At 59.9% G+C, this 20456-nt stretch carries 15 protein-coding genes; 9 read left to right on the top strand and 6 right to left on the bottom strand.

All coding sequences use genetic code 11. The features are described 5' to 3' along the window. Positions 1-5 precede the first annotated feature (5 nt). The gene (locus PSJE_RS13625; RefSeq protein WP_057716450.1) at positions 6-974 is read left to right on the top strand and encodes an ABC transporter ATP-binding protein; all 969 of its coding nucleotides are present in this window, start codon (positions 6-8) and stop codon (positions 972-974) included. Continuing rightward, positions 974-1954: a peptide ABC transporter ATP-binding protein gene (locus PSJE_RS13620; RefSeq protein WP_057716451.1), complete on the top strand. Its 981-nt coding sequence runs from the start codon at positions 974-976 to the stop codon at positions 1952-1954. The genes PSJE_RS13625 and PSJE_RS13620 overlap by 1 nt, the downstream gene beginning before the upstream one ends. 197 nt (positions 1955-2151) lie before the next feature. Here the strand turns inward: PSJE_RS13620 and PSJE_RS13615 are convergent, their stop codons facing one another. Next, positions 2152-2406 carry a hypothetical protein gene (locus PSJE_RS13615; RefSeq protein WP_090453060.1) on the bottom strand — a complete coding sequence of 85 codons (255 nt, stop codon included), beginning with the start codon at positions 2404-2406 and terminating at the stop codon, positions 2152-2154. A 338-nt stretch (positions 2407-2744) separates the two neighbouring features. Continuing rightward, positions 2745-4328: a peptide chain release factor 3 gene (locus tag PSJE_RS13610; RefSeq protein WP_057716453.1), complete on the bottom strand. Its 1584-nt coding sequence runs from the start codon at positions 4326-4328 to the stop codon at positions 2745-2747. Between the two features lie 438 nt (positions 4329-4766). Here PSJE_RS13610 and PSJE_RS13600 point away from each other — a divergent pair, with 438 nt between their 5' ends. The 5 genes from PSJE_RS13600 to PSJE_RS13580 all read left to right on the top strand — a co-directional run bounded on the left by PSJE_RS13600 (position 4767) and on the right by PSJE_RS13580 (position 10041). Continuing rightward, complete coding sequence (locus PSJE_RS13600; RefSeq protein ID WP_057716454.1) at positions 4767-5483, top strand: ABC transporter permease; 717 nt, start codon at positions 4767-4769, stop codon at positions 5481-5483. A gap of 20 nt (positions 5484-5503) precedes the next feature. Further along, positions 5504-6397 carry a glycine betaine ABC transporter substrate-binding protein gene (locus tag PSJE_RS13595; protein ID WP_057716455.1) on the top strand — a complete coding sequence of 298 codons (894 nt, stop codon included), beginning with the start codon at positions 5504-5506 and terminating at the stop codon, positions 6395-6397. Positions 6398-6409: 12 nt separating this feature from the next. Further along, a complete protein-coding gene (locus PSJE_RS13590; RefSeq protein ID WP_057716456.1) occupies positions 6410-7063 on the top strand; it encodes an ABC transporter permease in 654 nt (217 codons plus the stop codon). Further along, positions 7060-8217, top strand: a complete 1158-nt coding sequence (locus PSJE_RS13585) for an osmoprotectant ABC transporter ATP-binding protein OsmV (protein WP_090453059.1) — start codon at positions 7060-7062, stop codon at positions 8215-8217. Before PSJE_RS13590 ends, PSJE_RS13585 begins: the two co-directional genes overlap by 4 nt. A gap of 660 nt (positions 8218-8877) precedes the next feature. Next, a complete protein-coding gene (locus PSJE_RS13580; protein WP_056728269.1) occupies positions 8878-10041 on the top strand; it encodes a type III PLP-dependent enzyme in 1164 nt (387 codons plus the stop codon). Positions 10042-10197: 156 nt separating this feature from the next. Here PSJE_RS13580 and PSJE_RS13575 read toward each other — a convergent pair whose 3' ends face one another. Both PSJE_RS13575 and PSJE_RS13570 read right to left on the bottom strand, forming a co-directional pair. After that, complete coding sequence (locus PSJE_RS13575; protein WP_224795448.1) at positions 10198-10959, bottom strand: tetratricopeptide repeat protein; 762 nt, start codon at positions 10957-10959, stop codon at positions 10198-10200. Beyond that, positions 10960-11640, bottom strand: a complete 681-nt coding sequence (locus tag PSJE_RS13570) for a Fe2+-dependent dioxygenase (protein WP_090453057.1) — start codon at positions 11638-11640, stop codon at positions 10960-10962. It abuts the gene before it with no gap. A 207-nt stretch (positions 11641-11847) separates the two neighbouring features. Between PSJE_RS13570 and PSJE_RS13565 the strand changes: the two genes are divergently transcribed. After that, positions 11848-14172: a TonB-dependent receptor gene (locus tag PSJE_RS13565; protein WP_057716460.1), complete on the top strand. Its 2325-nt coding sequence runs from the start codon at positions 11848-11850 to the stop codon at positions 14170-14172. 161 nt (positions 14173-14333) lie between these two features. Next, entirely contained in the window at positions 14334-16862 is a 2529-nt protein-coding gene (locus PSJE_RS13560; protein ID WP_090453056.1) for a PepSY domain-containing protein, read from the top strand. Positions 16863-16990: 128 nt separating this feature from the next. Here PSJE_RS13560 and PSJE_RS13555 read toward each other — a convergent pair whose 3' ends face one another. Together PSJE_RS13555 and PSJE_RS13550 are read right to left on the bottom strand one after the other, a co-directional pair. Beyond that, positions 16991-18532 carry an alkaline phosphatase D family protein gene (locus PSJE_RS13555; protein WP_090453055.1) on the bottom strand — a complete coding sequence of 514 codons (1542 nt, stop codon included), beginning with the start codon at positions 18530-18532 and terminating at the stop codon, positions 16991-16993. A gap of 183 nt (positions 18533-18715) precedes the next feature. After that, positions 18716-20455, bottom strand: coding sequence for a PTS fructose-like transporter subunit IIB (locus tag PSJE_RS13550; protein ID WP_090453053.1), 1740 nt, complete (start codon positions 20453-20455; stop codon positions 18716-18718). Position 20456: the final 1 nt, after the last annotated feature.

Here is a 20456-nt window from a genome sequence, read left to right as displayed (position 1 = left end):
TTCCCATGTCACTGCTAGAAATCAAGAATCTCAACGTTCGCTTCGGCGACAAAAACGCCACGCCAGTCGTCGATGGTCTCGACCTGCAAGTGGACAAGGGCGAAGTGCTGGCCATCGTTGGCGAGTCCGGTTCCGGCAAGTCCGTGACCATGATGGCGCTGATGGGCCTGATCGAGCATCCGGGGATCGTCACCGCTGACGCCCTGAATTTCGACGGCAAGAACATGCTCAAGCTCAACAATCGCCAGCGTCGCCAGATCGTGGGTAAAGACCTGTCCATGGTCTTCCAGGATCCGATGACTGCCCTGAACCCGAGCTACACCGTCGGTTTCCAGATTGAAGAAGTGCTGCGCCTGCACCTGAAAATGTCCGGCAAGGCTGCGCGCAAGCGCGCCATCGAACTGCTGGAAAAAGTTGAAATCCCGGGTGCCGCCAGCCGTATGGACGCCTACCCGCACCAACTGTCCGGTGGCATGAGCCAACGTGTCGCGATTGCCATGGCGATTGCCGGCGAACCGAAACTGCTGATCGCCGACGAACCGACCACGGCGCTGGACGTAACCATCCAGGCGCAAATCATGGACCTGCTGCTGGCGTTGCAGAAAGAGCAGAACATGGGCCTGGTGCTGATCACCCACGACCTCGCCGTCGTGGCCGAAACCGCCCAGCGCGTGTGCGTGATGTACGCCGGCCAGGCGGTCGAAGTCGGCCAGGTGCCGCAACTGTTCGACATTCCGGCACACCCGTACAGCGAAGCGTTGCTCAAGGCAATTCCGGAACACAGCCTGGGTGCCTCGCGCCTGTCGACCCTGCCGGGCATCGTTCCCGGTCGCTACGACCGCCCGCAAGGTTGCCTGCTGTCGCCACGCTGCCCGTACGTGAAAGACAACTGCCGTCAACAACGTCCGGCCCTTGACCAGAAAAGCAACAGCCTCGCTCGCTGCTTCTACCCGCTGAACCAGGAGGTGGCGTAATGGCCGTCGTTCTTACCGCCCGCGACCTGACCCGTCACTACGAGGTGTCCCGAGGCCTGTTCAAGGGTCACGCCACCGTGCGCGCCCTCAACGGCGTGTCGTTCGAACTGGAAGCCGGCAAGACCCTCGCTGTCGTAGGCGAGTCGGGTTGCGGCAAATCCACCCTGGCCCGTGCCCTGACCCTGATCGAAGAGCCGTCCTCCGGCTCCTTGAAAATTGCCGGGCAGGAAGTCGCCGGTGCCGACAAGGCCCAGCGCAAGCAACTGCGCAAAGACGTGCAGATGGTGTTCCAGAGCCCGTACGCCTCGTTGAACCCTCGGCAGAAAGTCGGTGATCAGCTTGCAGAGCCGTTATTGATCAACACCAACCTGAGCGCCGCGGAACGTCGCGAGAAAGTCCAGGCGATGATGAAGCAGGTGGGCTTGCGTCCCGAGCACTATCAGCGTTATCCGCACATGTTCTCCGGTGGTCAGCGCCAGCGGATCGCCTTGGCCCGCGCGATGATGCTGCAACCGAAAGTGCTGGTGGCGGACGAACCGACCTCGGCACTGGACGTGTCGATTCAGGCACAGGTACTCAACCTGTTCATGGATTTGCAGCAAGAGTTCAACACCGCCTATGTGTTCATCTCCCACAACCTGGCGGTGGTACGCCACGTTGCCGACCATGTGATGGTGATGTACCTCGGTCGTCCGGTGGAAATGGGCACGAAAGAGGACATTTACTCCCGACCTCTGCACCCCTACACCCAGGCACTGCTGTCGGCGACGCCGGCCATCCACCCGGATCCGGACAAGCCGAAAATCAAGATCGTAGGCGAATTGCCCAACCCGCTGAACCCGCCGTCCGGCTGCGCCTTCCACAAGCGCTGCCCGTACGCCACCGAGCGTTGCAGCACTGAAGAGCCGGCCCTGCGCCTGATCGCCGGCCGCCAGGTGGCTTGCCACTACGCCGAGCAATTCCTCGACGGCGCGGCATAAAAAACTGTAGGAGCTAGCCTGCTGGCGATAGCGGCATACCAGTCAACATTTCTGCTCACTGGCACACCGCAATCGCTAGCAGGCTAGCTCCCACAGGGATTGAGTAGCTCAAGTAATTACGCGTTAACCCGACCCCTTCCGCCTCGAATGCGCATCACTCAGGTAGAAGGGGTTTTCTTTTGCCTGCAATAGAGCGACTACGTCTGGCTGTCGCCCTCTTCCTCATCGGAGTCCGGTTCGTCGGTGGTCGAATCATCGTCGTTGTCCGCACCGCCCTGCCCCTGATCTCCCGGTTCCGATTCGGACTTGGCGATCATCAACTCCGCATAACCCGCCTGCCCGCTCGAAGCCTGCTCCCCGTGATCGATACACTCGGCCCACGCCGTCGAAGCTCCGAGCGAGAGCATCACCATCACCTTCAACAGCAGTAAAACGCGAAACAACCTGTTCATAGCCGATTCCTTCCTTTCGTTGAGTGCCTGTCTGGTGCTGAGTCAAATCTAGTTCCGATCAGCCGGGTTCTCCAGATTGGACGCTATCTGGCGGGGGAAAATGCAGCGGGTTTGGAGACTGGTTTGGAATAGGGGTTATTCACAACTCAACTAACAACGAAGCCCCCTGTAGGAGCGAGCCTGCTCGCGATGGAGGCTAACGATGACACGCTCTGTCTGGATAAATGCAGCGCGGCTGGAATCATCGCGAGCAGGCTCGCCCCTACAGGCAATTGCGCCAGACAATAAAAAGCCCCGCAGCTTTCGCAACGGGGCTTTTGGATTTTGCAACTCAGCGCTTAGTGATGCTCACGGGTCGCACGGAATTTCACGTCCGGCCAGCGCTCTTCCATCAATGCCAGGTTGACCCGCGTCGGTGCGAGGTAGGTCAGGTGACCACCGCCGTCCAGCGCCAGGTTTTCCACAGCCTTGTTGGAGAATTCCTCAAGCTTCTTCTTGTCGCTGCATTCGATCCAGCGCGCAGAGTAAACAGTGATCGGCTCGTAGGAGCACTCGACCTTGTATTCCTCTTTCAAACGGCTGGCGACCACATCGAACTGCAGCACACCGACGGCGCCGAGGATGATGTCGTTGCTGCGTTCCGGGAAGAACACCTGGGTCGCGCCTTCTTCGGCCAGTTGTTGCAGGCCCTGGCGCAGTTGCTTGGATTTCAGCGGATCTTTCAGGCGTACGCGACGGAACAGTTCCGGGGCGAAGTGTGGAATGCCGGTGAAACCCAGGACTTCGCCTTCGCTGAAGGTGTCGCCGATCTGGATGGTGCCGTGGTTGTGCAAGCCGATGATGTCGCCGGCAAACGCCTCTTCCAGTTGCTCACGCTCGGAGGAGAAGAAGGTCAGCGCGTCGCCGATCCGCACGTCCTTGCCGGTGCGCACGTGGCGCATCTTCATGCCTTTTTCGTACTTGCCCGAGCAGATGCGCATGAAGGCGATGCGGTCGCGGTGTTTCGGGTCCATGTTCGCCTGGATCTTGAAGATGAAACCCGAGAACTTCTCTTCCACCGGCTCCACGGTGCGCTCGTTGGCCACGCGTGCCAGTGGACGCGGCGCCCAATCAACGACGGCGTCGAGGACGTGGTCGACACCGAAGTTGCCCAGTGCCGTACCGAAGAACACCGGAGTCAGTTGACCGTCGAGGAACTCCTGCTGGTTGAACTCGTGGCAGGCGCCCTGCACCAGTTCCAGCTGCTCGATGAAACGTTCGTACTCGTCACCCAGGTGGGCGCGGGCTTCATCGGAGTCGAGCTTCTCGATGATCCTGGTTTCGGTGCGTTCGTGGCCGTGACCGGCGGTGTACACGATGATGTAGTCATCGGCGAGGTGATACACGCCTTTGAAGTCACGGTAGCAACCAATCGGCCAGGTGATCGGCGCAGCCTTGATCTTGAGGACGGCTTCGATTTCGTCGAGCAGTTCGATCGGGTCGCGGATGTCACGGTCGAGTTTGTTGATGAAGCTGACGATCGGCGTGTCACGCAGACGGCAGACGTCCATCAGGGCGATGGTCCGAGGCTCTACACCTTTACCGCCGTCGAGAACCATCAACGCCGAGTCCACCGCCGTCAGGGTGCGATAGGTATCTTCGGAGAAGTCTTCGTGGCCCGGAGTGTCGAGCAGGTTGATCATGTGTTCGCGATACGGGAACTGCATGACCGACGTGGTAATGGAGATACCCCGCTGCTTTTCCATTTCCATCCAGTCGGAGGTGGCATGGCGATCGGATTTACGAGATTTCACCGTACCGGCTACCGCAATCGCCTTGCCCATCAGCAGGAGCTTCTCGGTGATGGTGGTCTTACCGGCATCGGGGTGGGAAATAATGGCGAAAGTGCGGCGTTTCGCGACTTCGGCGGCCTGTTTGGTCATGGGAAATCGCCTGGCAGGTGATTCAAAAAAGGGCGCAGATTATAGCCCAAGTTGATCGAAGAACCGAACCGTTGAGCACATTAGGGGTGGCCAAATGCTGCTTCAGATGGGAACCTTTTAAAGCACGGAGACGTCCACTCCCCCGTAACGACCACTCGTCGGGGGCCTGAAACACCTGCAATTCGGCCTGACGAGGCTGTGCTCATGGCTCGATTGTCGTGCGTTTCCCCCTGTAGGAGCGAGCCTGCTCGCGATGGACGTCAACGATAATGCTGGGTACCTGAAGGTACGCATTGTCTTGAAGTTTTTCGCGAGCAAGCTCGCTCCTACAGTGAAACGCGCTCGGCATGAGCTGCTTATCGCGATCATTTTTTCGGCAGCCAGGAATGGCGTTGCCACACGAGAAAGTGTTCGCCGACTGAAAAAAGGAGTCCGCCTGTGGCTATCCACTATGGCAAAGGGCTGATAGGAGGCGCGCTGGTATTCGCCCTTCTGGCCCTGCTGATCCAATGGATCGGCATCAACACGATCGAACACTACCGCGACGATTTGTTGTTTTACCTGCAAGCTCATCTGGTTCTCGTCCTCGCTTCCATGCTGGCCGCCCTTGTCGTGGGCATTCCTGCCGGCATCCTCCTCAGCCGCCCGTCCATGATCGGCCGTGCCGAACGTTTCATGCAGTTCTTCAACATTGGCAACACCATTCCGCCCCTGGCCGTCCTGGCCATCGCCTTGGGCATCCTCGGCATCGGCAGCGGTCCTGCCATCTTCGCCCTGTTCCTCGCCTCTTTGCTGCCCATCGTGCGCAACACCTACGAAGGCCTGAAAAACGTTCAGGGTTCGCTCAAGGAAGCCGCCGTCGGCATCGGCATGACCCCGCGCCAGGTGCTGTGGAAAGTCGAATTGCCCAACGCGGTGCCGATCATCATCGGTGGTGTGCGTGTGGCATTGGCGATCAATGTCGGGACGGCGCCGCTGGCGTTCCTGATCGGCGCCAACAGTCTCGGCAGCCTGATCTTCCCCGGCATCGCCCTGAACAATCAGCCGCAATTGCTGCTCGGCGCGGCCTGCACAGCCCTGCTGGCCTTGTTGCTCGACGGTCTGGTGACACTCGCCAGCCGCCTCTGGCTCGAACGCGGCTTGCGCCCGTCTTAAGCCTCGGCAAAGGAATCGTCATGAAAACTTCAAGCTTTTTACTAGGCTGCGTCCTGCTGTTCGCAGGATTTGCCCAAGCCACGGAAAAACCGTTGATCCGCATCGGCGCCCGGGTGTTCACCGAACAGACCCTGCTGGCGGAAATCACCTCGCAGTACCTGCGCACCAAGGGTTACGAGGTGCAGGTGACCGGCGGCCTGGGCAGCAATCTGGCCCGCAGCGCCCATGAAAGTGGCCAACTGGACATGCTCTGGGAATACACCGGCGTTTCGCTGGTGGCCTACAACCATGTCACTGAAAAACTCGACAGCGAACAGTCCTACGCACGAGTAAAAGAACTCGACGCGAAAAAAGGCCTGGTCTGGCTGACACCGTCGAAATTCAGCAACACCTATGCCTTGGCACTGCCGAAAAACGTTGCTGACCAATACCCGCAGATCAACACCATCAGCGAGCTGAACTCGGTGCTGCGCAAGGAGGCCGAGACCAACAATCTGGTGGCGCTGGATACCGAGTTCGCCAACCGCTCGGACGGTCTTGATGGCATGGTCAAGCTCTACGACATGAACCTGACCCGCAAGAACATCCGCCAGATGGACGCCGGACTGGTCTACACCGCGCTGCGTAACGGCCAGGTGTTTGCCGGTCTGGTCTACACCACCGACGGTCGCCTCAACGCCTTCAAGCTGAAACTGCTGGAAGACGACAAGCATTACTTCCCCGACTACACCGCCGCACCGGTGGTGCGTCAGGCCTACCTCGATGCGCATCCGCAACTGGCCGAACAACTCAAGCCTCTGGCTGAGCTGTTCGACGACAACACCATGCGCGAGCTCAATGCGCGGGTCGATGTCGATCACCAAAGCCCTTCGTCCGTTGCCGCAGATTTCCTGCGCCAGCATCCAATCAAATAAGGAGGAAAAGCCATGGAATTTCTCAACGCCTTTTCCCACCTCGACTGGCAGCAGGTGATACAGCTGACCGGCCAACACATCACCCTGGTCGGCATCGCCGTGACCCTGGCGATTGTGGTTGGCGTGCCGCTGGGCATCCTGATGACACGCTTCCCGAGCCTCGCCGGGCCTTTGCAAGCCAGCGCCACGGTGCTGCTGACCGTGCCGTCGATTGCCCTGTTTGGCCTGCTGCTGCCGTTCTACTCCAAGTTCGGCCAGGGCCTGGGCCCGATGCCGGCCATCACCGCGGTGTTTCTGTATTCGCTGCTGCCGATCATGCGTAACACCTACCTGGCCCTGACCAACGTCGAACCGGGCATCCGTGAAGCCGCGCGCGGCATCGGCATGACCTTCGGTCAGCGCCTGCGCATGGTCGAATTACCCATCGCCGTGCCGGTGATCCTCGCTGGTGTGCGCACTGCCGTGGTCATGAACATCGGCGTCATGACCATCGCCGCGACCATCGGCGCCGGTGGCCTGGGCGTACTCATCCTCGCTGCCATCAGCCGCAGCGACATGTCGATGCTGATTGTCGGCGCTGTACTGGTCAGTGTGCTGGCGATCATCGCCGACCTGATCCTGCAAGTGCTGCAACGTTCGCTGACTCCAAAAGGACTGCTCAAATGATCGAACTTCAAAACCTCAGCAAGACCTTCCAAAGCAACGGCAAAGACGTGAAAGCCGTGGACTCGGTGAGCCTGACCGTCAACGAAGGCGAGATCTGCGTGTTCCTCGGGCCATCCGGTTGCGGCAAAAGCACCACGCTGAAAATGATCAATCGCCTGATCAAACCGACCTCGGGCAAGATCCTGATCAACGGTGAAGACACCACGGGCCTCGACGAAGTGACACTGCGCCGCAACATCGGCTATGTCATCCAGCAAATCGGTTTGTTCCCGAACATGACCATCGAAGAAAACATCGTGGTCGTGCCGAAACTGCTCGGCTGGGACAAGCAGAAATGCCACGACCGCGCCCGCGAGTTGATGAGCATGATCAAGCTTGAACCCAAGCAATATCTGCATCGCTATCCCCGCGAATTGTCCGGTGGCCAGCAACAGCGGATCGGCGTGATTCGCGCACTGGCCGCCGATGCACCACTGCTATTAATGGACGAGCCGTTCGGGGCAGTCGACCCGATCAACCGCGAGATGATCCAGAATGAGTTCTTCGAAATGCAGCGGGCGCTGAACAAGACCGTGATCATGGTCAGCCACGACATCGACGAGGCGATCAAGCTCGGCGACAAGATCGCGATTTTCCGCGCCGGCAAGCTGCTGCAGATCGATCACCCGGACACTTTGCTCGCGCATCCGGCGGATGAGTTTGTCAGCAACTTCGTCGGCCAGGACAGCACACTGAAACGCCTGCTGCTGGTGAAAGCCGAAGATGCGGCGGACAACGCGCCTTCCGTCAGCCCGCATACCCCGGTGGCCGAAGCTCTGGAGTTGATGGACGAGCATGACCGACGCTATGTGGTGGTCACTTGTGCCGAGAATAAAGCCCTGGGTTATGTACGACGTCGTGACTTGCACCGTCAGAGCGGCACCTGCGCGCAGTACCAACGCGAGTTCAACGCCACGGCGGCGTACGACGAGCATTTGCGCATCCTGCTGTCGCGCATGTACGAGTTCAATCGGGCGTGGTTGCCGGTGATGGATGCCGAGCGGGTGTTCCTTGGCGAGGTCACACAGGAGTCGATTGCGGCGTACCTGAGTTCCGGACGTTCGCGGGGGATGAAGACCAATATCGTCTCGCCAGCTGAGGCAGTGGTCGCCTGATAGCTGACATTACCCGGTAAAAATACAAAACCTGTGGGAGCGAACTTGCTCGCGATGGCGTCATTTCAGGCAACTACGATGCTGGCTGTGAAAATGTCATCGCGAGCAAGCTCGCTCCCACAGGTTCGATGCGATTTTCCAGTGATTCGCAGGCCGGAAAAAAATATCAACAGTAGCGCCTGTAAAAACCATCCGAAAACACGCTCCTGAATAGTAAAACCCCCTCTCAGCCCACCTTTTCGCAGCCAACTTCGCCGATGTTGACGCTATCGTAGTTACTAGCGACTTTGCACACAAAAGCGTCGAACGTGCAGGTATTTTTAACACTCCATAAATCCTCGGGAACATCCGACTGTCATCTGTGTCGGTTACAAAGAGTGATGCCTGCAACGCGCGTCAGAAGAGTGCAAAAACGCGACATTTTTTGTTGATCTCAAGCCCCTCACGCCCTAAAGTTCGCGCCGAACGTCCATGCTGGAAACGATCCATCCGGCTCAAGTACTGACGACGAGACAGCAAGGCCAAGGGAAAGCTGCACTTCCCATGGCCTTTTTGCTTTCGGCGACATGCCTTGGGAAGTAGGCGAACCAAAGTGGGGATACGGAGGACGTTCATTTGCACCCATTGATTAACAACGTTTGCCTTTAGGAGCTCCCAGGTATGTCGATCCAGGTCGAAGACTATTTCGCGCGTGAAACCTTTCAGAAAATGAAGGCGTTCGCCGACAAACAGGAAACCCCGTTCGTGGTGATCGACACCGCGATGATCAGCCAGGCCTATGACGACCTGCGCGCCGGTTTCGAATTCGCCAAGGTCTACTACGCGGTCAAGGCCAACCCGGCCGTCGAGATTATCGACCTGCTCAAAGAGAAAGGCTCGAGCTTCGACATCGCCTCGATCTACGAGCTGGACAAAGTGCTTGGTCGCGGCGTCAGCGCCGACCAGATCAGCTACGGCAACACCATCAAGAAATCCAAGGACATCCGCTACTTCTACGAGAAGGGCGTGCGCCTGTTCGCCACCGACTCCGAAGCCGACCTGCGCAACATCGCCAAGGCCGCACCGGGCTCGAAAGTCTACGTGCGTATCCTGACCGAAGGCTCGACCACCGCCGACTGGCCGTTGTCGCGCAAATTCGGCTGCCAGACCGACATGGCCATGGACCTGCTGATCCTCGCTCGCGACCTGGGCCTGGTGCCTTACGGCATCTCGTTCCACGTCGGCTCGCAGCAGCGCGACATCAGCGTCTGGGACGCGGCGATCGCCAAGGTCAAAGTGATCTTCGAACGCCTGAAGGAAGAAGACGGCATCCACCTGAAGCTGATCAACATGGGTGGTGGCTTCCCGGCCAACTACATCACCCGCACCAACAGCCTGGAAACCTACGCCGAGGAAATCATCCGCTTCCTGAAGGAAGACTTCGGTGATGACTTGCCGGAAATCATCCTGGAGCCAGGCCGCTCGCTGATCGCCAACGCCGGCATCCTGGTCAGCGAAGTGGTACTGGTTGCACGTAAATCCCGTACCGCGGTAGAGCGTTGGGTGTACACGGATGTGGGCAAGTTCTCCGGCCTGATCGAAACCATGGACGAAGCCATCAAGTTCCCGATCTGGACCGAGAAGAAAGGCGAAATGGAAGAAGTGGTCATCGCCGGTCCAACCTGCGACAGCGCCGACATCATGTACGAAAACTACAAGTACGGCCTGCCGCTGAACCTGGCCATCGGTGATCGCCTGTACTGGCTGTCGACCGGTGCGTACACCACCAGTTACAGCGCCGTCGAGTTCAATGGCTTCCCGCCGCTGAAGTCGTTCTACGTGTAAATACTGCGTAGAAAACAAAAAGCCCATGACCTGTCATGGGCTTTTTCATTTACGCCACCCTCTGTGGGAGCGAGCTTGCTCGCGATGGCGATAGCTCAATCAACATTGATGCTGAAGTCATGACGTCATCGCGAGCAAGCTCGCTCCCACAAAGGCTCAAGAGACTGGGGTTAATTCTTCGGCACGATGATGGAATTCGTGGGCCAGTGCCTGGATCCTCGGATCGACCGCGCCCATCAGCGCCTGACTCGCCACTCGCAGAAAATTCAGGTTGCCACCAGCCAACGCCTTGCGCAGCCAGACCAGCGCATCCTCGATATTCCCTTCGTCGGTCAAGACCGCTGCAAAGCTGAACTGCCCGCGAAAATCCCCGCCTTCGGCTGAACGTCGATACCAGTTACGAGCCGCTGCCGGATTCACCGGACAGACCCGCCCTTCTTCCAGATACCGCCCCAACAGATTCATCGATTTTGCATGACCCAACTCAGCCGCACGGCGATAGAGACTCAGTGCTTGAAGCTGATCCTCAATCACCCCGCGACCGGTCGCCAGCAGATTGGCGTAGTTGTACATTGCCCAATCCAGCCCTGCAGTGGCCGCAAGTCGGTAATGCCTGGCCGCTAGCGATGCATTGGCAGCGCAGCCCCAACCATGCTCATGGCAACGACCGAGCATGTTGCGCGCCATGAGGTGCCCCTGGCGCGCTGCGATGCCGAACCAGCTCAGCGCCAGCGGTTGGTCCTGCGCGATCCCCTGGCCGTCGAGCAGAATCTGCCCGAGCAAGGCCTGGGCTTCGACCTCTCCTTCTCGTGCGGCAATCAGGATGGCCTGGGCCGCACGGGCCGGACTTTCGTCGAGCATCGCGCGCAGGCGCTCACCGTCGAGCATTTCCTCGCGGCGTAAACGAAAATCCGCCACTTACACCTCGACCCAGCGACGCAACAGGTTGTGATACGTCCCGGTCAGGCGGATCAGCGATGGATGATCGGGCACATCGCGGGTCAGTTGCTGGATTGCCCCGTCCATCTCGAACAACAGGGCGCGCTGGCTGTCTTCACGCACCAGGCTTTGCGTCCAGAAAAACGAGGCGAGTCGCGCTCCGCGTGTCACCGCATTGACCTTGTGCAGACTGGTGCCGGGATACAGCACCATGTCGCCGGCAGGCAGCTTCACCCGTTGGGTGCCGAAGGTGTCCTGGATCTCCAGCTCGCCGCCGTCGTAATCCTCCGGCTCGCTGAAGAACAGCGTGGCGGACAAATCCGTACGCACCCGCTCGATGCTGCCTTTTGGCTGACGCACCGCGTTGTCGATATGGAAATCGAAACTGCCACCGGCGGTGTAACAGTTCACTAACGGAGGGAAGACTTTGTGCGGTAACGCTGCTGACATGAACAGCGGATTTTTCCACAGCCGCTCCAGCATCGCCGCGCCGATCTCCTTGGCCAGCGGGTGACCTTCCGGCAACTGCAAATTGTGTTTGGCCTTCGCCGACTGGTAGCCGGCGGTGATCTTGCCATCGGCCCAATCGGCTTGTTCCAGAGCCTCGCGAATGCGCTGCACCTCGTCTTTTTCAAACAGGCCGGGAATGTGCAGCAGCATGACAAAGGCACCTGAAACCAAAGGGATGCCAATGGTATTGATTCTTATTGCCTGTGTAAAACACATCTGACGAATGAGTCAGCAGAAACCGTAAGGGTAAATTGTAAAGAATGTAAATTCAGTGCGAATAGTAATGTTTCGCAATTGATACGAATACGTGTTTACCCTATATTCCGCGGCCTCAAATCCTTGGGGAGGGGAACTCAAATGTCGCGTCAACAACCACAAGTACCGGTCAGTTCACCACGTCTGCTCGCATCGGCCATCGGCATGGCGATTACTGCCGGCTCTGCGGGCCACATGGTTTTCGCGGCGGAAAAAGCCGACGAAAAAGCACCGGGCAATGTGATTTCGCTGGGCGCCACCGCCATCACCGGCGAAGCCCAGGACGAGACGACCTACAACGTAGAGAAAGCCTCCTCGCCCAAGTACACCGCGCCGCTGGTGGACACACCGCGCTCGATCACCGTCATTCCGCAACAAGTGTTGAAAGACACGGGCGCCATGAACATGCAGGACGCCCTGCGCACCATTCCAGGCATCACCTTCGGTGCCGGTGAAGGCGGCAACCCACAGGGCGACCGTCCGTTCATTCGCGGCTTTGACGCCCAGGGCGATACCTACCTGGATGGCGTTCGCGATACCGGTTCCCAGAGCCGCGAGATCTTCGCCGTGGAATCGATCGAAGTCAGCAAAGGCCCGAACTCTGCCATCGGCGGTCGCGGCGCTGCAGGCGGCAGCATCAACCTGGTCAGCAAGAAAGCTCACCTGGGCAATTCGTTCGATGGTGGTTTCACCTGGGGCTCCGACCAGACCCAGCGCTACACCATGGACGGCAACTATCAGTTCACCGACACTGCCGCTGGCCGTCTGAACCTGATGAGCCATGAGAGCAACGTCGCCGGACGTGACAGCGTCGACTACGACCGCTGGGGTGTCGCACCGTCCCTGGCTTTCGGCCTGGGTACAGACACTCGCGTCAACCTCGACTACTACCATCTCGAAAGCAACGACACGCCGGATTCGGGCATTCCGTACTCGATCCCGACCACTCTCGCGGCTGGACGCACCAAGTCCAACCCGGACAAGCCGAATGACGGCGGCGACAGCAGCAATTTCTATGGTCTGACCGACCGCGACTTCCGCAAGACCCGCACCGACACCGCGACCTTCGCCATCGAGCACGACCTGAGCGACTCGCTGACCATCAAGAACACCCTGCGTCACGGCACCAGCATGCAGGATTACATCCTGACCCAGCCGGACGACAGTAAAGGCAACGTCAACAACGGCAGCGTCTGGCGCCGGGCGAACACCCGCGTGAGCAACACCGAGACCACCACCAACCAGACCGACCTGTTTGGTGATATCTACATCGCCGGGTTCAAGAACAGCTTCTCCACCGGTGTCGAATACACCCACGAGGAAAGTGAAAAATCCTCGTACAACGTCAACACGGACACCACCCCGGGAACGGCAGCGGTAACCAACAACTGCTCGCCGGCACTGATCGGCGCGCCAAGCGGTTACAACTGCACCTCGCTGTCCAACCCGACGCCGAATGATCCGTGGAGCGGTGCCATCTCCCGCAACTACGCGGGCACCGATACCAAGGCCAACACCTACGCACTGTATGTATTCGACACCCTGACGTTGTCCGAGCAGTGGCTGGTGAACATGGGCCTGCGCTACGACCATTTCGACACCGACTACAAAACCTTCAACGGTTCCAGCGTGACCACGTCCAAGGGCGATGACACCAGCGAGTTCGTTACCGGTCAGTTCGGTGTGGTGTACAAACCAGCGGAAAACGGCAGCATCTATGCCTCCTATGCGACGTCTGCCACTCCACCAGGCAACACCCTCGGCGATGGCGCGGAAGGCAACCCGTTGGGTGGCACGCCGGATCGCAACGGCAACCTGCTCAAAAGCGACATGGAGCCGGAAACCACCAAGAACTACGAAATCGGTACCAAGTGGGATCTGCTGAACGATCGTTTGTCCCTGACTGCCGACATCTTCCGCACCGAGAAAGAAAACGCTCGTGTGCAAACCAACACCACTACGTTTGAAAACGTCGGCAAAACCCGCGTTCAAGGTATCGAACTGTCGGCCACCGGCAAGCTCACCGACAAATGGCAGGTCTTCGCCGGTTACGCCTACATGGACAGCGAGCAAGTCGATGGCGGCGACCTGCCGGCAAACAAAGCCAACAACGGCAACGAACTGCCTAACACGCCGAAAAACAGCGCCAGCCTGTGGACGACCTATCAGGTCACGCCAAGGCTGACCATCGGTGGCGGTGCGTTCTATGTCGATGACGTGTTCGGCAGTGCCGCCAACACCACCATGGTCGATTCCTACGTTCGTTACGACGCAATGGCGGCGTACAAGCTGACCAAGAACGTCGACCTGCAACTGAACGTACAGAACCTGACCGACGAAACCTACTACGACAAGGCGTTCTCGACTCACTTCGCCAACCAGGCGGCCGGTCGTACCGCTTTGCTGAGCACCAACTTCCACTTCTGATTGCCACTCACACTGCAATCCCACAGGAGAGGGTGAAATCAGACCTGGCCCCGTTCATCCACATGAACGGGGCCTTTGTGCGTAAAAAAGAATGCTTCTCGACAACCCCACGGCATAATGCGCGCCGTGATGAATCAACTTGAACGAACAAGGCGAGCGACGTGTTGAAGAAAACCCTGTTCCAGTTGCACTGGTTTTTCGGCATCAGCGCCGGGCTGGTCCTGGCCCTGATGGGCATCACCGGGGCGGCGGTGTCGTTTCAGGATGAAATCCTGAGCACACTCAATCCTTCTGTGTTGCAGGTCGAGAAACAGGTCGCCGGTGTGCTGCCGCCCGTCGAACTGGTGGAGCGAATCGAAGCCGCATCGGGCAAAAAAGTCTCGATGCTCACGGTGGAAACGGACAGCGGCAGCGCCGCCAAAGTGTGGTTCACCCCGCCGCCGGGTGAACGCCGTGGCGAGATGCGCTACTTCGACCCGTACACCGCCGAGTTCCTCGGCGACGCCACCGGCCAGGGCTTTTTCGGCCTGATGCTGCAACTGCACCGTTTCCTCGCCATGGGCGACACGGGGCGGCAGATCACCGGCGCGTGCACGCTGATTCTGGTGTTCTTCTGCCTGTCCGGCCTATACCTGCGCTGGCCTCGCCAGTGGAAAAGCTGGCGGACCTGGCTGACCCTGGACTGGAAGAAAAAGGGCCGCAGCTTCAACTGGGACCTGCACTCGGTGGCCGGCACCTGGTGCCTGGTGTTTTACCTCCTGGCGGCGCTGACCGGGTTGTCCTGGTCCTACGAGTGGTACAACAAAGGCCTGACCCGGTTGCTCTCCGACTCACCACAGAGCGAACGCGTTCGCGGCGGACGCGGCCCTGCGCCAAGCGGTCCGGCACCGACGGCCGATTACGCGGCGATGTGGAGCAGCATCTACAGTGCGGCCGGCCCGCAACTCAGCTCCTATAACGTGCGCATGCCGCCCGTGGCCGGCCAACCGGCGACCGTTTACTTCCTGCTGAAAACTTCGCCTCACGACCGCGCCCTGAACCAGATCACCCTCGACCCGGCCACCGGCGTGGTCAAACGGGTTGATCGCTACAGCGACAAGAGCCTCAAGGCGCAACTGCTGACCAGCATCTATGCGCTGCACGTCGGTAGTTACTTCGGCATCGTCGGGCGCATTATCCTGACCATCGCCTCGCTGACCATGCCGCTGTTCTTCATCACCGGCTGGATACTGTACCTGGATCGTCGGCGCAAAAAACGCCAGATCAAGGATGCGCGCAAAGATCTCGTGCAAACCGCCAGCGACGCGCCGGCGTGGCTGATCGGCTTCGCCAGCCAAAGTGGTTTTGCCGAACAGCTGGCATGGCAAACCGCCGGACAATTGCAGGCCGCAGGCTTGCCGGTCAAAGTGCAGCCATTGGCGGACGTCAGCGAGCAGGACTTGCATGAATCGAACAATGCCTTGTTCGTGGTCAGCACCTTCGGCGACGGCGAAGCACCGGACAGCGCCCGCAGTTTCGAGCGCAAGGTACTGGGCCGGACACCGAGCCTGGGACGCCTGAATTACGCCGTCCTGGGGTTGGGCGACCGGCAGTATCAACACTTCTGCGGTTTCGCCAAACGCCTGCACGCCTGGTTGGGCGAACATGGCGCAAAGACCCTGTTCGCCCCGGTGGAGGTCGACAGCGGTGACCCTTACGCCTTGCGCCACTGGCAACAGCAACTGGGCCTGTTGACCGGCCAGGCCCCCGTGGATACCTGGCAAGCGCCCAGCTACGACAACTGGACCCTGCTGCATCGTGAACTGCTCAATCCGGACAGCAGTGGCTCGCCGGTGTACTTGTTGGGCCTCAAGCCTCCTTCCACCAGCAGCTGGCTGGCGGGCGACCTGGTGGAAGTGATGCCGCGCAATTGCCCGTGGGCCATCGAGCACTTCCTCGACGGCATGGGGATTCACGGTGAAACCAAGGTGCAACTCAACGGCCTGGAAGAAACCCTCGAACAGGCCCTGGCCAGCCGCCAGTTGCCGGAGAACCGCGCCCACCTGGTCGGCCTGCACGCCCAAGCGTTGGCAGAGGCCCTCGTGCCGCTGGCCATGCGCGAGTATTCCATTGCGTCGATCCCGGCCGATGGCGTGCTGGAATTGATCGTGCGTCAGGAAGTGCATGCCGACGGCAACCTCGGTGTCGGTTCCGGCTGGCTGACCGAACACGCGCCGGTGGGCAGCTCCATCAGCCTGCGCGTGCGGCGCAACAGTGGCTTCCATCTGCCGGCCCAACCGGTGCCGATGATCCTGCTGGGCAATGGCACGGGCCTGGCCGGGTTGCGCAGCCTGCTCAAGGCCCGGATTGCCGATGGTCAGCAACGCCAGTGGCTGCTGTTTGGCGAGCGCCACCGCGAGCACGATTACCTGTGCCGAAAGGAGCTGGAGGAGTGGCTGATCAATGGTGATCTGGCGCGCCTCGACCTGGCATTTTCCCGCGACCAGGCCGAAAAGATTTACGTACAGGATCGCCTGCGTGAATCGGCGGCCGAGCTCAAGAAGTGGCTGGCGGACGATGCGGTGATCTACATCTGCGGCAGCCTTCAAGGCATGGCTTCGGGCGTGGATCAGGTGCTCAACGAAGTGTTGGGTAGCGCCGAAGTGGAGCGCCTGATCGAACAGGGCCGCTACCGCCGCGACGTGTACTGATTCACTGAGTTCCCTGTGGGAGCGAGCTTGCTCGCGATTACGGTCTATCAGTCAACCAATGTGTTGAATGTAATACCGCCATCGCGAGCAAGCTCGCTCCCACAAGGGTTCATGTATCCATATCCATCTCAAACCGGCTGCAGCTTTTTCTCAAATACAGACACCCCGTCCAGATCCCGCAACACCACGCTCAACTCCCCGCTCTGCCCATCGATGTTCACCTCGCCAAAAAACTGAAACCCGGCAAACGGTGAGACGTTCTGCGCGGGCGGCGCCTTCTCGAACACCACTTCAGGACCAAAGGTTTTATCCAGCGAGTTCGGTCCAAAGCTACCGGCATTCAGCGGTCCGGCGACGAACTCCCAGAACGGTTCGAAATCCTGAAACGCCGCCCGATCCGGATGGTAATGATGGGCAGCGCAGTAATGCACATCCGCGGTCAGGAACAGGAAATTGCGTACCTCTTGCGCCCGCAGAAAGCCGAGCAATTCTGCGATTTCCAGTTCACGCCCCTGTGCCGGGCCGGGGTCACCGTTGGCCACGGCCTCCCAGCGCGCGACACCAGGGCTGACCTCGCCGTCGGGCACGCCGAGGCCAATGGGCATGTCGGCGGCGATCACTTTCCATTGCGCGTTCGAGGCCTGCATTTCGCGCTTGAGCCAGTCCAGTTGTTCACGCCCGAGGAAAGGTTTTTCAGCGCCCTGATTGTCATCGTTGGGCCCGCGATAACTGCGCATGTCCAGTACAAAAACATCGAGCAGCGGCCCGTAACCAAGCTTGCGATAGATCCGCCCGCCGCCATCGGCACTCTGCAAACGCATCGGCGCATATTCAAGCCAGGCCTGGCGTGCGCGGCCCACCAGACTGTGGATATCTTTGTCCTGGTAACGCGCATCCAGCTGCTTGCCCGGCGACCAGTTGTTCACCACTTCGTGGTCGTCCCACTGCCAGACCTGCGGGACCTCGGCATTGAAACGACGGATGTTTTCGTCCATCAGGTTGTAGCGGTAATTGCCGCGGTACTCATCAAGGGTCTCGGCGACTTTGCTCTTGGCCTCGGTGGTGATGTTGCGCCACACCCGGCCACCTTCTGTGATGAGCTGTTCCGGGATCGGACCGTCGGCGTAAATGGTATCGCCGCTGTGGATAAAAAAGTCTGGCAGACGCAGGCGCATTGCTTCGTAGATGCGCATGCCGCCAATGTCGGGGTTGATGCCGAAGCCCTGGCCGACGGTGTCGCCGCTCCAGACAAAACGGATGTCACGGCGAGCCTGCGGCACGCTGCGCAAGTGACCGAACCAGGGCTCGCTGGCAACGCCATTCCGGGCGTCTTCGAACTGCACGCGATAGAAAATCGCCTGGTCGGCGGGCAACCCGGTGAGTTCGACCCGGGCGGTGAAATCGGTACGCGCATCGACCAGGGGCGAGACGAATCGCCGTGGGTTGGGAAACAGACTGCGGGTGTCCCACTCCACCACCATCCGCGCGGGGCGGTCGCAGCGGCTCCAGATGACCGCCCGGTCGCCCAGCAGGTCGCCGGACTGTACGCCGTCGGTGAGTTGCGGCCGATCCTTGACCGAAGCGATCACCGCCGGCGCCAGCCCCGGCAACAACAGCCCGGCGCCGACCGCTTGCATGACACGACGGCGCCCGAGGTTGAAATCGCTCATGGTGTTCTCCCTGAAAAAGGAAAAACTAAAGCATGACCCTATGACCCTGGCATGACACAAATCTTCCCAGCGCTGAAGATCCCTGTGGGAGCGAGCTTGCTCGCGATAGCGGTCGTTCAGCCAACATATTTGTTGAGGGTGAATCCGTCATCGCGAGCAAGCTCGCTCCCACAGGGTCAGGTGTCAGGCGGTGACGGGCTCTACCGCCAACTCCACCACTTCCGGCCGTTTCACCAGCGCATACGCCACCGCCGTCAACAGACTCCCCGCCACAATCGCCAACAGGTAGAGCAGCGCATGGTTGATTGCATTCGGGATCGCCAGGACGAACAACCCACCATGGGGCGCCATCAATTTGCAGCCGAAATACATCGACAACGCACCCGTCAGCGCACCGCCGGCGATGCTCGCCGGAATCACCCGTAGCGGATCTTTCGCCGCAAAAGGAATCGCCCCTTCAGAGATAAAGCACAGCCCCAGCACCAGCGCTGCTTTGCCGGCCTCGCGCTCGGTCTGGGCGAACTTGCGTCGGGCAATGAACGTGGCGATGCCCAGACCGATCGGCGGCACCATACCGGCCGCCATGGTCGCCGCCATCGGCGCGTAGCTCTGCGACGCCAGCAACCCCACCGAAAATGCATAGGCCGCCTTGTTGATCGGCCCGCCGAGGTCGACGCACATCATGCCGCCCAGCAACACTCCGAGCAGAATCGCGTTGGTGGTGCCCATGCTGTCGAGAAAGTTCGTGAGCCCGGCAAGCATCCCGGCGACCGGTTTGCCGACCACGTAGATCATCACCAGACCGGTGAACAGACTCGCCAGCAGCGGGATGATCAGGATCGGCTTGAGCGCCTCAAGACTTTGCGGCAATCGCGCATAACGGTTGATCGCCCTGGCCGCATAACCGGCAAGAAAGCCGGCAATGATCCCGCCGATGAAACCGGCGCCCAAGGTGCTCGCCAGCAGTCCGCCGATCATCCCCGGCGCGAGGCCCGGACGGTCGGCGATGGAATAGGCGATATAGCCTGCCAGCAGCGGCACCATCAGCTTGAACGCGCTGTCGCCACCGATCTGCATCAACGCCGCCGCCAGCGTGCCCTCCTCCTTGAACGCGGTGATGCCGAACACGAACGACAAGGCGATCATCAAGCCGCCGGCCACCACCATCGGCAACATGAAGGACACGCCGGTCAGCAAGTGTTTATAGACGCCCGTCTTCTCCTGTTTGGTCGTTGTTTTGGCAGCGCTCGATACGCTTTCCTGTTGACCTTCGGTCAAGGCCTTTTTCAACGTCGCTTCGGCTTGCTTGAGGGCAATGCCGGTGCCGCAGCGATAGATTTTCTTGCCGGCGAAACGCTCGGTGGCGACTTCGATATCGGCCGCCAGCAGCACCACATCGGCCTCGGCAATCGCTTGCGCGCTCAATGGATTGCGCGCGCCGACCGAGCCCTGGGTTTCCACCTGCAGCTCATAGCCAAGGCGCTTGGCCGCTTGCTGCAAGGCTTCGGCGGCCATGAACGTGTGAGCGACACCCGTCGGGCACGCGGTAACGGCCACCAGTCGCGGCGCGTTCTGGACAACCGCCACAGGTTCGACGACGGCCTCTTCGGCGACGTAAACCTGAGCGTCCTGCGCTCCACGGCGCAGCACGGCTTCCACGTCTTGCAGGGCCTGGGCCGGGGTGCTCTGGAACACTCGCTTGCCGACAAAACGCGACATTTCCACCGGCGCGCTGGTCACCAGCAACACCCACTCCGCCGCGTCGAGGGTGGCCGCCGACAGTTGCTTTTCGGGATGCGCGGCATCGGTGACTTCGACACTGGTGCTCCAGCCCTGGCGCTGGGCCGCGGCATCGAGCAGCCGGGCACACAGCACACTGGTGACCATGCCGTTCGGGCAGGCCGTAACGATGGCTAACTTCATG

Source organism: Pseudomonas jessenii (genome assembly GCF_002236115.1).
Lineage (GTDB): Bacteria > Pseudomonadota > Gammaproteobacteria > Pseudomonadales > Pseudomonadaceae > Aquipseudomonas > Aquipseudomonas jessenii.
Note: the sequence above shows the minus strand (reverse complement) of the source record. Positions and strands in the feature narration are given on the sequence as shown.